This is a genomic window from Streptomyces sp. LN549 (assembly GCF_043203805.1).
GTDB lineage: Bacteria > Actinomycetota > Actinomycetes > Streptomycetales > Streptomycetaceae > Streptomyces.
The window spans coordinates 7,757,035-7,770,282 of sequence record NZ_JAZHRI010000002.1; the positions used below are offsets into that span (position 1 = coordinate 7,757,035).

Consider the following 13,248-nt stretch of genomic DNA (forward strand, 5'->3'; position numbering starts at 1 on the left):
TCGGGTTCCTCAGGCCAGCAGGGTGCGGGTCAGCGCGGCGAGACGCTCGCGCGCCCGGGGGTCGTACGCCTGCTCGTGGGCGGCCGTCTCCGTGAACCGGTCGAAGTAGCGGCCGCTGACCTTGGCGAGGGCGGGGTCGGTGATCAGCCGCACCGTGGGACGGACGCCCTCCGCCACGGGGACCGCCGGAGTCAGTCCGTACGCCCGCACTCCCTCGGTGTCCATCAGATGGGCCGGGTGCAGGGCGTTGAAGGTGACCCCGCTGTCCGGCGTATGCGAGGCGGCGAGATCGAACGTCGACATGATCACCGCGAGCTTGCTCCGGCAGTAGGCCTCAAGGCCTTCGTAGCCGCGTTCCATCATGACGTCGTCGAAGTCGACGGGCGACTGCCCCACGGAGGCCACCTGGACCACGCGCGCCGGGGCCGATGCGGTCAGCAGCGGAAGCAGTTCCCCGATCAGCAGATACGGCGTCAGGTAGTTGACAGCGAAACGGAGTTCATGGCCCTGCGCGCTCAGCTCGCGGCGCAGCGGCTCGGCGCCCCCGCCGGCCACCGCGTTGTTGACCAGCACCTCGAGCCGGGGCTCGGCCGCCCGGACGGCCGCGGCCAGGGACCGGACCTGGTCCAGGTCGGAGAGGTCGGCGAGATAGGTGCGGACCTCGGCGCGGCCGGCCGAGATCGCCCGGACCTCGGCGGCTGCCCGGTCCAGCCGCTCCCGGTTGCGGCCGTGCAGAAGCAGCGTCGCGCCGCGGCCGGCCAGATCGCGGGCGAGGTGGAGGCCGAGGCCCTGGGTGGCGCCGGTGATGAGGACGGTCCTGTCGAAGTGGGTGGGCGCATGGCTGTGCACGTCCTGAGTGTCCATGGGTTGAGTTATATCAAGACCTTGATTCAACTTCCATACTTGCCATGCGTCTGATCCCTGCTGCAAGCCCATGGCTGTACGCTCGCGAGCATGGGAATGACCGCCGGCGACCGCCTCGGCGCGGACATCAAACGTGCAGAGCAAGCCCTCATGGCAGCCAAGAGTGCCGCGCTGAAGGGTGCCGACCTGAGCGTCGCGCAGTACGCGGCGCTGTTCGCGCTCGCCGACAACCCCGGGATGTCAGGGGCAGCTCTGGCGAGGGCCTGCCTGGTGACACCGCAGGCGATGGCGGCGGTGCTCAAGAACCTGGAGGAACGCGGACTGATCGTCAGGTCCGTGCATCCGTGGCACCAGAAGATGCTGGAGACCCGTCTGACCGAGGCCGGGACGCGGACGCTGCGGCAGGCCGATGAGCAGGCGGTACGGATCGAACGCCGGATCGCGGACGAGTTCACCCCGCAGGAGCGCGACGCCCTGCGCGAGCTGCTCGCCCGCTGCGTCGAAGCCATTCAGCGGGACTGAGCCCTTGAGCCCCTTCCGGGGCTCAGCCCCTCAACTCCTTTCGGGGGGCGGGCCGGCGCCGTCCTCGCGGTCAGGCCGCCTCCGTCCGCAGGACCTCGCGTACGTCCCGCACGACTGCCGCGGCCGTCTCCACCGCCGTGGCGTCCAGCCCCCGCAATGCCTCGCCCACCCGCTCCGCGAAGTGCGCGGGAGTGTCCGGCAGGGCCGCCGCGGCGGCCAGCGCGCCCTTCTCGTTGAGGCACCAGGTGCGGTGGTGGGCGTGCAGGGACTGGACGAGAACGCCGAACGCCCGCGACAGACAGAGCGAGACGTGGAGCCGGTCACCGGTCGGCGCCGACTTGCGGGCTGCCTCGACCGAGAACTCCGCCTCCCAGGCCGCGTCGGCAAGCGCCGTGCGCAGTGGCTCCGGATAGTCTGACGTCTCCTGCCGAAGGGCTGTCAGCTCGCCGTGCGGATCGGCGAGTACGTGCCCGAGTGCGACCTCGCCCGGATAGGCGGGCGACCAGAAGCCGAGCGGATGGCCGGGCTGGACCCCCACCTCGAAGCGGCCCTGCCGGCAAGCGGACCAGACGGCCTCGACCCGGTCCAGATCACGCAGGATCCAGTCGACCGGGGCACCGTCCACCCGCAGCCAGGCCCCGCCGTTCACCCACGGCCCCCAGCCGCCCGGTCCGGCCACCTCCACCGGGGAGCCCTGGAACGCGGAGGCCAGCGCGGTCAGTGCGGAGAGGTCCGGCACGCCTCGGTAGTACAGGCCCAGGTCCCAGTCGGAGTCCGGCCGGTGGGTGCCCCGGGCCCGGCTCCCGCCGAGGACGACGGCGCGGACGCCGGGCACGGCGGTCAGCCGTTGCGCCATCTCGCCGATCCGGTGGCGCAGCCCGGAATCCTCCGCTTCGCAGGAGACGGCAGGACGCGGTTCCGGGTGCGGCGGCTGCGCGTGGTTCGGAGTATTCATCGGACGGGCACCCTACCCGCGCCCGAACTGTCGGCGCCTGCGAATATCCTGGGTGCTCAGACCGTCGGCTGACAAAGGAGTCCGAAGGTGCCGTCGATGCTCGATGCCGTCGTCGTTGGGGCAGGCCCCAACGGACTGACCGCCGCAGTCGAACTGGCCCGCCGTGGCTTCGCCGTGGAGGTCTTCGAAGCCGAGCAGACCGTCGGCGGCGGAGCCCGTACCGAAGAACTCACGCTGCCGGGCTTCCGGCACGACCCCTGCTCGGCGGTCCACCCGCTGGGCATCGGCTCGCCCGCCTTCGCCGAGATGCCACTCGCCCGGCACGGCCTGGAGTGGCTGCAGCCGCAGCTCGCCCTGGCTCACCCCTTCCCGGACGGTACCGCCGCGGTGCTGGCCACCTCGGTGGGGGAGACGGCCATGACACTCGGGCCGCAGGACGCGGGGGCCTACCGGAGACTCATCGCCCCCTTCATCGGCCACTGGGACAGCCTCGCCCAGGACTTCCTGCGCACCCCGTGGGACGGCCTGCCCCGTGACCCGTACCGCTGGGTGCGCTTCGGGCTCGACGCGATCCAGCCTGCCACGCTCCTGTCCCGCCGCTTCCGGAGCGAGAAGGCGCGCGGCCTCTTCGCCGGACTGGCCGCCCATGCCATAGCTCCCACCAGCGGCCTCGCCACCGGCGGCATCGCCCTGCTCTTCGCGCTCGCCGCGCACGAGAAGGGCTGGCCGGTGCCGCGCGGCGGCTCCCAGGCCATCTCCGACGCCCTCGCCTCGTACCTGCGGGAGCAGGGCGGCGTCATCCGTACGGGCACGGAGGTCAAGCGCCTGGACGAACTGCCGCCGGCCCGCGCCTACATCTTCGACACCTCGCCGACCGCGCTGGCCCGGATCGCGGGGCTGGGCAACGCCTACCGGGGCTACCGCTACGGCGCGGCCTGTTTCAAGATCGACTACGCCCTGTCCGGCCCTGTCCCCTGGACCGCGAAGGAGGCCCGCCGGGCCGGCACGGTCCACATCGGCCCCACGGCCGGCGAGATCGACTCAGCCCTGCGCGCCGCCGTGACCGGCCGTGACCCCAGTGTGCCGTTCCTGATCACCGCCCAGCCCAGCCTCACCGACCCGTCCCGCGCCCCCGAGGGCAAGCAGGTCTTCTGGGTGTACGGACACGTCCCGGCGGGCTGGGAGGGAGACGCGACCGAGGTCATCGAACGCCAACTGGAGCGATTCGCCCCCGGTTTCCGCGACACCGTGCTCGCCCGCGCGGTGACGGGCCCGCCCCAGCTCGCCGTGCGCAACGCGAACTACGTCGACGGGGACATCGCCTGCGGTGCCTTCTCCGGGCTGCAGACCGTGATCCGCCCCAAGCTCGCCCGGGTGCCGTACGCGACCGCGCACCCGTCGGTCTACATCTGCTCGTCCGCGACCCCGCCCGGCCCCGGGGTGCACGGCATGTCAGGACACCACGCGGCGAAGGCGGTATGGCGCCGGCTGCGGGAGTCGGGACCTTCCGGCGGCCGGTGACGGCTGTACAGGAGGGAGCCATGTACAGCCGCATCCGCGGCCTTTGGGCTACTTGTCCCCGGGTGCGAGACAATCATGGTGTGCAAGGGGCTGGCACTCGGCAGGACGGACCCTAAGGTGGTGCGGCATGGACAGACCCGCACCCGCCGTCGCCCGGCCGATCCGGATACCGGTGGGGCTCGTCGTCCTCGTCGGGCCACCGGCCTCGGGGAAGACCAGCTTTGTCCGGGCGCTCATCGCACGACGGAAGATCGATGCCGAAGCATTGGTGTCCAGCGACGAGATCCGCGCCGAGCTCCTCGGTGACCCGCCGGCCGAATCGGACAGCGACGAGGTGGACGCACGCGTCTTCGAGGAACGCGACCGAAGGGTCGTCGCCAGACTCGCCGCGGGGCGATGTGCGGTTGCGGAGTCGACGAACGTCACCCCGCAGGCCCGCGTGCGACTCCTCGCCATCGCCAGGCGCTTCGACGCTCCTGTGACCATGCTGCGGTTCACCTCCGACATCACCGACCTCCTGCAACAGCACAGCGAGCGGGGGCGCCCGGACGTCACCGCCGCAGATGTCCGCACCTCCGCCGCGATCATGGCGCGGGAGGCCGGTGCCGACCGATTGCACTCCGAGGGTGCGGCAGCCGTCCACGACGTCCCCGGCCGACGGCAAGGGGTCACACCGGCCGTCGCCGCCGAACACTTTGCGTTCTGCTGACCCGGCCGCCGAGTCGGAATCCGCCGTGGCGGACCGTTGCCGGGAGCGCTGGAGCGAAGGAGCGACGGTGGCCCGCCGAGGTCTGGCGCGGGCCCGGCCGGCGGTCGTCGGACCGGCACGCGCGCGGTCACCTGCACGCGCACGGGCCGGTACCGGCATGATGGCCGCATGCGCACACCTTCCGCCGTCACCGTCACCCTCGTGCGGGGTGACATCACCCAGCAGTCCGTCGATGCTGTCGTCAACGCCGCGAACTCCTCCCTGCTCGGCGGCGGCGGGGTCGACGGTGCGATCCACCGGCGCGGTGGCCCCGAAATCCTGGCAGCCTGCCGGGAGTTGCGTGCCTCGCGGTACGGCAAGGGGCTGCGCACGGGCCGGGCCGTCGCCACCACGGCCGGAAAGCTCGACGCCCGCTGGGTCGTGCACACGGTCGGCCCGGTCTGGAGCAGTGCCGAGGACCGCTCGGCACTGCTGGAGTCCTGCTACCGCGAAGCCCTGCGCGTCGCCGCGGAGTTGGGGGCGCGGACCATCGCGTTCCCGGCGATCTCCACCGGCATCTACGGCTGGCCGATGGACGACGGTGCGCGCATCGCCGTCCGCACTGTACTGGCGGAGGCCGCTGCGCCCATCGAAGAGGTGCGATTCGTGCTCTTCGACGCGCACGCGTACGTGGAGTTCGAGGAGGCGCTGGTGGCGGCGCAGGCCTGAGGGGGTCCGGGACCCGCGAACGGCCCCGGCTGCCCGTGCTCAGGCCGCCCGGGCGGGCCCGGCACCCTCGACGCCACGCGGCCGGAGCCGATCTGCCGGCACGCGTCGGTCCGTTCCGCCTCCGTCGGCGTGTGCGACGCGACGGGAAGCCGGCCATGTCCGTCCCCTTCGGCCTCGACGGAGAAGGCCGGCCGCGCCGACCCGCAACCGGACCCCGGAGGGTAGTCCTCGGTGATCAGGCATAGAAGCGGTACAGCGCCTGGGCGACACACGCCGGCTTGTCCGACCCGTCGATCTCCACGGTGAGGTCGACGGCCACCTCGACTCCGCCCCTGACGTCCCCGACCGAGGCGATGCGCCCATGTGTGCGGATACTCGAGCCGACCCGCACCGGGGACGGGAAACGGACCTTGTTCAAGCCGTAGTTGACGGCCATCGACACGCCCTCGACCCGGAGCAGCTCGCTCCACATCGGGATGAGGAGCGAGAGGGTCAGGTAGCCGTGGGCGATGGTGCCGCCGAACGGGCCCTCCTTCGCGCGCTCCACGTCCATGTGGATCCACTGGTGGTCGTCGGTCGCGTCGGCGAAGGTGCCGACCCGTTCCTGGGCGATCTCCAGCCAGGAACTGTGGCCGAGATCGGCGTCGTCCAGAGCCTTGATCTCGTCGATGCCGTTCACGGTGAGGGACATGGGTACTCCTTGGGGAGAGAGGGGAACGGGGGTGTCAGCCGGAGCCGTAACGCGCCCTGATCGGCGCCTTGAGAAGTTTTCCGGTGGCATTGCGGGGGAGTTCGGTGGCCAGAACCACCGACCGGGGGACCTTGTAGCGGGCGAGCCGGTCCCGCATGTGGGCGATGAGTTCGTCCGCCGTGACGGCCGTGTCCGCGCGGGGCACGACGACGGCGCGTCCGACCTCGCCCCACTTCGGGTCCGGCACGCCGATGACGGCGGCCTCGGCGACCGCCGGATGACCGAGCAGGACGTCCTCGACCTCGGCCGGATAGATGTTCTCGCCGCCCGAGATGATCATGTCCTTGAGACGGTCGACGAGGGTGACGTAACCGTCCGCGTCCACGGTCGCCACATCACCGGAGCGGAAGCGGCCCCCGGCGAGGAACGCCGCAGCGGTCGCCTCGGGCAGATTCCAGTACCCGGGCGTCACGTTGGGGCCTGCGACGACGACCTCGCCCTTGTCGCCGGTCGGCGCGCTCTCGCCCGAGGGCAGCAGGATCTCGACGTCCGTGAAGAAGTGCGGTACTCCCGCCGATCCGGCGTGGTCGAGCGAGTCCGCCCGTCCGAGGACGAGGGCTCCCGGGGAGGTCTCCGTCATGCCGTAGCCCTGGACGAAGGTGAGCCCCCGGTCCAGACAGGCCCGGGCCGTACGCGAGGGGACCGGGGCACCTCCGCAGAGCAGGGTCCGCAGACTGGACAGGTCGGCCGTCGCCCAGCCGGGCGCCGACACCATCGAGTCGTACATCGTCGGGACCCCGAACATGCAGGTGACGCCGTGCTGTTCGATCAGTGCCAGGCTGCGGGCCGCATCGAACGAGGACTCCAGGACCACCGTGCCGCCCTTGAGGAGCGTCGGCAGGCAGCTCATGTTGAGGGCGGCGGTGTGGAACAGTGGTGCCCCGACGAGCGCGACTTCGTCACTCGCGACATCGGTGTCGACCAGGACGTTGAGGCTGTTCCAGACGATGTTCCCGTGAGTGAGGACCGCCCCCTTGGAGCGCCCGGTGGTTCCCGAGGTGTACATGATGAGACAGACGTCCTCATGGCCCACCTCCTCGTCCACCGGCTCCGTGGCGGCCCCGGCGAGCAGTTCCTCGTACGATTCCCCCGGGCCCTGCTCGACGGCGATCACGGTGCCGATCCCGGAACCCTGGGCCAGCGCCTGCACCCGGTCCCCGGGCTGCCGGGTGTGCACCAGGACCCGGCAGCCCGAGTCCTGTGTCTGATGGAGCAGCTCCGGCAGGGCGAGACGGGTGTTGAGAGGGACGAAGGCCGCACCGAGCAGCCCCGAGGCGAACAGCGTCTCCAGATAGGCCGGATGGTTCGGTCCGAGAAAGGCCACCCGGTCACCGCGGCCTGCGCCCGCCGTCCGCAGCGCGTGCGCGAGCCGGGTGGACCGCTCGTGGAGTTCGGCATAGGTGACGGCGCGGCCCTCGTGCAGGAGAGCGGTGCGCCGGGGAGTTCTGCGGTTGCGTCGCACGACCCAGGAGCCGATGCCCTGATTACGCATGGAAGCCATCCCTCAGCGGTGGGTCAGACCGAGCAGCGCGGCTGCGTTCTCCTTGAGGATCTTCGGTCGCACCGAGTCCTTGATCGGGAGCCCGGCGAAGTCGGCCAGCCAGCGGTCCGGCGAGAGCATCGGATAGTCGGAGCCGAACAGGACCTTGTCCTGCAGCAGGCTGTTGGCGTACTTGACCAGCTGCGGCGGGAAGTACTTCGGTGACCAGCCGGACAGGTCGATGTAGACCTGCGGCTTGTGGGTGGCCACCGCCAGTGCCTCGTCCTGCCAGGGGAAGGACGGGTGGGCGAGGACGATCGGCATGCCGGGGAAGTCCGCGGCCACATCGTCCACGTCCATCGGGTTGGAGTACTTCAGGCGGATTCCGCCACCACCGGGCGTGCCCGCACCGATGCCGGTCTGGCCGGTGTGGAAGAGCGCGATGGCGCCGGCGTCCTCGATGGCCTCGTACAGCGGGTAGGCCATGCGGTCGTTCGGATGGAACGCCTGGATGCTCGGGTGGAACTTGAACCCCCTGATGCCGCACTCCGTTACCAGGCGATGAATCTGACGGACCGCCGCCTTGCCCTTGTACGGGTCGACCCCGGCGAACGGGATGATGACGTCCGGGTTCTCCAGAGCCGCCTCGGCGATCTCCTCGTTCGGTACCGGCGGGGTGCCCGTCGCCGACTCCGCGTCCACGGTGAAGACGACGCAGGCCATCTTCCGCTGACGGTAGTGCGCGGCGATCTCGGGCAGGGTGGGGTGGCGGTGCTCCGCCTTGAAGTAGGCGCCGGCGGCACTGTCCAGCTCGGCCGAGAGCGAGGTGCCGCCCTTGGCGGAGACCTCGGCGTGCGTGTGGAAGTCGATCGCCACGAGTTCATCGAGGTTCAGCACGGTCGCGGTCCTCACAGTTGGGGGGCGGGGATGCCGAAGGTCTCCGGGACGCGGCCGACCGAAACGGGCCAGGCGTCCGCGATGGTGTCGGCGCTCCAGCCCCCCTCGGCGTACGCGACCGAGACCTCCTGGGGATGCGACCAGAGGGCGAGCCTGTCCCCGCCGATGCCGATGCACTGGCCGTTGACCTCGGCCGAGGCATCCGAGGCGAGGAAGGTCACCAGACCGGCGACGTCGTCGGCGGTACCGAATCCCTCGCCCTTGCGCAGGGTGTCCGGGAACGGCGTGCCGTGGTGCTCCAGTGCCTCGATGTGCGGAGCGAAGGCGGGAATGGTCTTCGTCATGGCGGTCGCAGCGACGGGGATCACGGCGTTCGCGGTGATCCCGGCGCGGGCCAGCTCCATCGCCCAGGTGCGGACCATCGCGGCGATGCCGGCCTTGGCGGCGGCGTAGTTGGTCTGGCCGAAGTTGCCGCGCTGGCCGGCGGGGGAGCCGGCGCAGATGATGCGGCCGCCCTCACCCTGCTCCCGCATCCGCGTGGCGGCGGCGCGCCCGCAGGTGAACGTACCGCGCAGGTGCACCTGGACGACCGTGTCGAAGTCGTCGTCGGTCATCTTCCACAGGACCTTGTCCCGCAGGACACCGGCGTTGGTGACCATGACGTCGAGGCGGCCGAAGGCATCGACCGCGCGGGCGACCAGGGCCTCGGCGGCCTCGGTGGTACCGACCGGCACCGGTTCGGCGACGGCCCGGCCCCCTGCCTCGGTGATCCGCTTCACGGCGGCCGCGGCGGCCTCGGGGTCCACGTCGTTGACGACGACGGCAGCGCCGGCGGCCGCGAGGGACTGCGCATAGGCGAGCCCGAGACCACGGCCGCTGCCCGTGACGACGGCGACCTTGTCGGTGAGGTCCATGAACGGAAGTCCTTTCCCTGACGGGGAGTGATGGCGCAAAGCTAGGCACAATTGTGTCGACGGTCAAGAAGAAGCCGAACATTGGCCTTCCGGTGGGCGTCCCACCCCTACGCTGTCCACGTGACCTGTCCCGACCCCGCCCACGAGCCGGAACCCGCTGCCGACCGCGGTGCCCCGCCCCGCACCCAGTCCCTGATGCTGAGCTTCTTCGGCATTCACGTCCTCGGCACGAAGGCCGCCCTCTCCTCGGCGAGCGTCATCGACGCCTTCGCCCGCGTCGGCGTGGGGGAGGACGCGGTCCGCTCCACCCTCACGCGCATGGTGGGCCGTGGGCTCCTCGCGCGGCACCGGCGCGGGCGCAGGATGTACTTCTCGCTCACCGACCGCGCCGCGGTCGTCCTCGCCGACGGGCAGGAGCGCATCTGGCGCACCGGCGCGGTCAACCGCGACTGGGACGGCACCTGGACCCTGGTCGGCTTCTCGCTGCCCGAATCGTGGCGCCGGGAGCGCCACGACCTGCGTTCCCGGCTCGTATGGGCCGGGTTCGGCCCGCTGCAGAGCGGCCTGTGGGTCGCTCCCGGCCGCGTCGACATCGCGCCCATCGCCGCGGAGCTGGGGCTGGGGGACCGTATCAGGGGCTTCCACGGCGAGGCCGCCGCACCCACCGAGGCCGGCGGCCTGCTCCGGACCGCCTTCGACGTCGACGCGATCGCCGAGGGGTACCGCGACTTCCTGGACCGCTGGGGCGGCGGCGCCGGGGCGGCCGTGGCCCAGGACGACCTCGGCCGTCAGCTCCTGCTGCACACCGACTGGCTCGACCTCGTGCGCGGTGACCCCCATCTGCCGGCCGAGCACCTCCCCCCGCAGTGGCCGGCGGCCGGCGCCGAAGTGCTCTTCCGTGAACTCGCGGCCCGTTTCGAGCCGGAGGCCGAGCGGATCGCCGCGGACATCCTGGACCGCTGGGAGGATGCGCCGCCCGTCTGACCGGCCCGCGGTCCGTCCGCCCGGCGGTGCGCCGCCCTTATGTCAACGCTGTTGACCTTGTGGTGTCCCGGTCGGTCTCATGACCTGCACGGAGGCCTCTTCTCCGCGATTCCAAGGAGCACGCCGTCATGGACCCACTCGCCTCTCTCCGAGACGCCGAACCGGCCCCGTTCTGGCTCGACGACCCCGCGAAGCCGCAAGCCGCCCCCGCACCGGCGGGTGACCTCACCTGCGACCTCCTCGTGGTCGGAGGCGGATACACAGGCCTGTGGACCGCCCTCGTCGCCAAGGAACGCGACCCCTCGCTGGATGTGGTCCTCATCGAGGCCGACGAGGCGGGCGGCGCCGCCTCCGGACGCAACGGCGGATTCTGCGAGTCGAGCCTCACCCACGGCCTGAACAACGGCCTCGCCCGCTGGCCCGGCGAGGTGGGGCTGCTCGAACGGCTCGGCCGCGAGAACCTCCAGGCGATGGAGGACACCCTCGTACGCCATGGTGTCGACTGCGACTGGGAGCGCACCGGCTCTCTCGTCGTCGCCACCCACCCCCACCAGGTCGCTGAACTCCAGGAGGAGGCGGAGGCCGTCGCCCGGTACGGGGGCACATCCGTCCTCCTCGACACCGACGCCGTGCGGGCCGAGATCGACTCCCCGACCTTCCTCGGCGGCCTGTGGAACAAGGACGACGTGGCCATGGTCAATCCGGCCCGTCTCGCCTGGGGCCTCAAAAAGGTCTGCGTCGATCTCGGGGTCCGCTTCCACGAGCACACCCCCGCGCTGTCGCTCGACGAGCAGGGCCCGGCGATCGCCGTCCGTACCCCCTACGGCCGGATCACCGCCCGCAAGGTCGCTCTCGCCACCAACGCGTACCCCTCACTGCTTCGCCGCCACCGCCCGTACACCGTTCCCGTCTACGACTACGCGCTCATGACGGAGCCGCTCAGCGAGGAGCAGCTCGCCTCCGTCGGGTGGCGCAACCGGCAGGGCTTCGCGGACATGAACAACCAGTTCCACTACGTACGTCTCTCCGCCGACAACCGGATCCTGTGGGGCGGATACGACGCGGTCTACCACTACAACGGGAAGGTGCGCCCCGAGCACGACCAGCGGCGCGAGACCTTCGAGACCCTGGCGCGCCACTTCTTCACGACGTTCCCCCAGCTGGACGGGGTGCGCTTCACCCACACCTGGGGCGGGGCCATCGACATGAGCACCCGCTTCTGCGTCTTCTTCGACACCAGCCACCAGGGGAAGGTCGCCTATGCCGCCGGCTTCACCGGGCTCGGGGTCGGCGCGACCCGCTTCGGCGCGGAGGTCATGCTCGACCTCCTCGACGGCGCACGCACCGAGCGCACCGCGCTGGAACTCGTCCGCCGTAAGCCGCTGCCGTTCCCGCCCGAGCCGGTCCGTTCGCTGGGCATCGCCGTCACCAAGTGGTCGCTGGCCCGCGCCGACCTCGACCAGGGCCGCCGGAACCTCTGGCTGCGGACGCTGGACCGCCTCGGTCTCGGCTTCGACAGCTGACCGCCCCGCGCCGGCGCTGCTCAGGCCCCGTCGCGCGCCTGCTCCCGCACCGCGCGCGGCGACAGGCCGAACTCGGCCCGGAACACCTTGCTGAAATGGCTCGCCTCCGCCAGGCCCCTGCGGGCCGCGAGGACGTAAGCGGGCAGGTGCGCCAACGCCGGATCGACCAGGTCCTGGCGATCCGTTCCAGCCGCCGGTGCCGCACGTGATCGCTCACCGTCACCCCCGACACTCTGAACAGGGTGTGTAGATGGCGCACCGAGATGTGGTGCGCCGCCGCGATCGCCCCCGGCGGCAGGTCGCTCGTACTCCGCATGGCCGCCCGGGTACGCCCACCAGTACGCGGGCTACGAGGCAGCCCGCCAGGGCACCACCCACTTCGCAGGCGAGCACACCTCCGAGGAGGCCCAGGGCTACATGGAGGGGGAGTGGAGTCCGGCCTGCGCGCGGCCGACGAGATCCTCACGGACCTCGGCCTGCTGTAGCGGAGGACGGTGGCCGACGCGCCCTGCCGGAAGCCTTCCGGCAGGGCCCGTGCCCCGGTCGGCCGGGTCGCGGCCTCCCCGGGGAGCCGCATCCGTGGATGGCTCTGCCCACGCTCCGTGGATCGACGGGCGGCCGAGCCGGACAGCCCGGCGAAGGACCGACCCGGGTCACGCGCCCCGAACAGTCGCGGCGCGCCCTTCGACAGCCGAGATCAGGGCCTCGACCGTGGCGTCGAAGATCTGCTCGTCGGTCACCTCGGCGAGCTCACCGCCGAGACGGGTGATGTCCGGGAAGCGCTCCGGGTCGACCAGCCGGTACTCGCGGCTCCATGCGGAGTCGTCGGCCGCGCGGGCATCCGCGTCGAACAGCAGGAACGCTGCCTGCTGACCCACGTACGCGAGGAGTGTGTCCCCGATCATGCGGTAGTGGACGGCGGCCTCGGCGCCCTCCAGGCCTGCCTCCCGGACGGCGCCGAGGATGAGTTCGACGACCCGGAACTCGTTGGACCGGCGTGTGGTGCGGCTCGCCATGGCGGAGCCCACCACCGGGTACTTCAGGGCGACCGCGAGGGAGGCGTCGGCGAGTGCCCGGATGCGGCTCTTCCAGTCGAGGCCCTCGGGGATGGCGTCGAGCGCCTCGCCGAGCATGTGGTCCGCGACCGACAGCAGCAGCTCGTCCTTGTCGCGGAAGTGCCGGTAGATCGCGGTCGGATCCGCGCCGAGCTCCTCACCCAGGCGCCGGACGGTGAAGGCGTCCCCGCTTCCGCGGGCGGCGATGCGCAGGCTCGCGTCAATGATCGCGCCGGGCGTGAGCTGACTGCCGGCGCGCTTGCTCCGGGCCTTGGTGACGGGTGACTTCGGCATGGTGCGCCCAGTGTATCGGTTCGGGATCCAGTGAGCGCAACACTGTTGACAGCGCTGTTGCGCTGTCGTTC

The 13,248-nt window shown here is 71.4% G+C and carries 13 protein-coding genes; 6 read left to right on the top strand and 7 right to left on the bottom strand.

From position 1 onward, the window contains the following. Positions 1–9 precede the first annotated feature (9 nt). Positions 10–864: an SDR family NAD(P)-dependent oxidoreductase gene (locus tag SH922_RS34490; protein WP_393062481.1), complete on the bottom strand. Its 855-nt coding sequence runs from the start codon at positions 862–864 to the stop codon at positions 10–12. A 90-nt stretch (positions 865–954) separates the two neighbouring features. Here SH922_RS34490 and SH922_RS34495 point away from each other — a divergent pair, with 90 nt between their 5' ends. After that, positions 955–1,386: a MarR family winged helix-turn-helix transcriptional regulator gene (locus tag SH922_RS34495; protein ID WP_393062482.1), complete on the top strand. Its 432-nt coding sequence runs from the start codon at positions 955–957 to the stop codon at positions 1,384–1,386. A gap of 70 nt (positions 1,387–1,456) precedes the next feature. Here SH922_RS34495 and SH922_RS34500 read toward each other — a convergent pair whose 3' ends face one another. Next, the gene (locus SH922_RS34500; RefSeq protein ID WP_393063769.1) at positions 1,457–2,242 is read right to left on the bottom strand and encodes a nucleotidyltransferase domain-containing protein; all 786 of its coding nucleotides are present in this window, start codon (positions 2,240–2,242) and stop codon (positions 1,457–1,459) included. 186 nt (positions 2,243–2,428) lie between these two features. Between SH922_RS34500 and SH922_RS34505 the strand changes: the two genes are divergently transcribed. The 3 genes from SH922_RS34505 (at position 2,429) to SH922_RS34515 (ending at position 5,279) form a co-directional block, all read left to right on the top strand. Beyond that, positions 2,429–3,862 (top strand): phytoene desaturase family protein, encoded by a 1,434-nt coding sequence (locus SH922_RS34505; protein WP_393062483.1) that lies wholly within the window; start codon positions 2,429–2,431, stop codon positions 3,860–3,862. Positions 3,863–3,989: 127 nt separating this feature from the next. Continuing rightward, a complete protein-coding gene (locus SH922_RS34510; protein WP_393062484.1) occupies positions 3,990–4,571 on the top strand; it encodes an AAA family ATPase in 582 nt (193 codons plus the stop codon). Positions 4,572–4,739: 168 nt separating this feature from the next. Then, the gene (locus SH922_RS34515; protein ID WP_393062485.1) at positions 4,740–5,279 is read left to right on the top strand and encodes an O-acetyl-ADP-ribose deacetylase; all 540 of its coding nucleotides are present in this window, start codon (positions 4,740–4,742) and stop codon (positions 5,277–5,279) included. 235 nt (positions 5,280–5,514) lie between these two features. Here SH922_RS34515 and SH922_RS34520 read toward each other — a convergent pair whose 3' ends face one another. From SH922_RS34520 to SH922_RS34535, 4 genes are read right to left on the bottom strand one after another with little or no spacing between them, the layout of a single operon-like run. Beyond that, positions 5,515–5,970: a MaoC family dehydratase gene (locus SH922_RS34520; protein WP_393062486.1), complete on the bottom strand. Its 456-nt coding sequence runs from the start codon at positions 5,968–5,970 to the stop codon at positions 5,515–5,517. Positions 5,971–6,004: 34 nt separating this feature from the next. Beyond that, positions 6,005–7,522, bottom strand: a complete 1,518-nt coding sequence (locus SH922_RS34525) for a long-chain fatty acid--CoA ligase (RefSeq protein ID WP_393062487.1) — start codon at positions 7,520–7,522, stop codon at positions 6,005–6,007. Between the two features lie 12 nt (positions 7,523–7,534). Further along, complete coding sequence (locus SH922_RS34530; protein WP_393063770.1) at positions 7,535–8,404, bottom strand: amidohydrolase family protein; 870 nt, start codon at positions 8,402–8,404, stop codon at positions 7,535–7,537. A gap of 14 nt (positions 8,405–8,418) precedes the next feature. After that, entirely contained in the window at positions 8,419–9,321 is a 903-nt protein-coding gene (locus SH922_RS34535) for an SDR family NAD(P)-dependent oxidoreductase (protein WP_393062488.1), read from the bottom strand. A gap of 120 nt (positions 9,322–9,441) precedes the next feature. Here SH922_RS34535 and SH922_RS34540 point away from each other — a divergent pair, with 120 nt between their 5' ends. After that, entirely contained in the window at positions 9,442–10,305 is an 864-nt protein-coding gene (locus tag SH922_RS34540) for a PaaX family transcriptional regulator C-terminal domain-containing protein (RefSeq protein ID WP_393062489.1), read from the top strand. Positions 10,306–10,433: 128 nt separating this feature from the next. After that, the gene (locus SH922_RS34545) at positions 10,434–11,828 is read left to right on the top strand and encodes an NAD(P)/FAD-dependent oxidoreductase (protein ID WP_393062490.1); all 1,395 of its coding nucleotides are present in this window, start codon (positions 10,434–10,436) and stop codon (positions 11,826–11,828) included. 653 nt (positions 11,829–12,481) lie between these two features. Here the strand turns inward: SH922_RS34545 and SH922_RS34550 are convergent. Next, positions 12,482–13,177 (bottom strand): TetR/AcrR family transcriptional regulator, encoded by a 696-nt coding sequence (locus SH922_RS34550; RefSeq protein WP_393062491.1) that lies wholly within the window; start codon positions 13,175–13,177, stop codon positions 12,482–12,484. Between the last annotated feature and the right edge of the window lie 71 nt (positions 13,178–13,248).

Bases quoted from the DNA above. Each gene is read 5' to 3' on its own strand.
- SH922_RS34490 (WP_393062481.1), bottom strand. From the start codon at position 864: ATGGACACTCAGGACGTGCACAGCCATGCGCCCACCCACTTCGACAGG.
- SH922_RS34495 (WP_393062482.1), top strand. From the start codon at position 955: ATGGGAATGACCGCCGGCGACCGCCTCGGCGCGGACATCAAACGTGCA.
- SH922_RS34500 (WP_393063769.1), bottom strand. From the start codon at position 2,242: ATGGCGCAACGGCTGACCGCCGTGCCCGGCGTCCGCGCCGTCGTCCTC.
- SH922_RS34510 (WP_393062484.1), top strand. From the start codon at position 3,990: ATGGACAGACCCGCACCCGCCGTCGCCCGGCCGATCCGGATACCGGTG.
- SH922_RS34515 (WP_393062485.1), top strand. From the start codon at position 4,740: ATGCGCACACCTTCCGCCGTCACCGTCACCCTCGTGCGGGGTGACATC.
- SH922_RS34520 (WP_393062486.1), bottom strand. From the start codon at position 5,970: ATGTCCCTCACCGTGAACGGCATCGACGAGATCAAGGCTCTGGACGAC.
- SH922_RS34525 (WP_393062487.1), bottom strand. From the start codon at position 7,522: ATGCGTAATCAGGGCATCGGCTCCTGGGTCGTGCGACGCAACCGCAGA.
- SH922_RS34535 (WP_393062488.1), bottom strand. From the start codon at position 9,321: ATGGACCTCACCGACAAGGTCGCCGTCGTCACGGGCAGCGGCCGTGGT.
- SH922_RS34545 (WP_393062490.1), top strand. From the start codon at position 10,434: ATGGACCCACTCGCCTCTCTCCGAGACGCCGAACCGGCCCCGTTCTGG.
- SH922_RS34550 (WP_393062491.1), bottom strand. From the start codon at position 13,177: ATGCCGAAGTCACCCGTCACCAAGGCCCGGAGCAAGCGCGCCGGCAGT.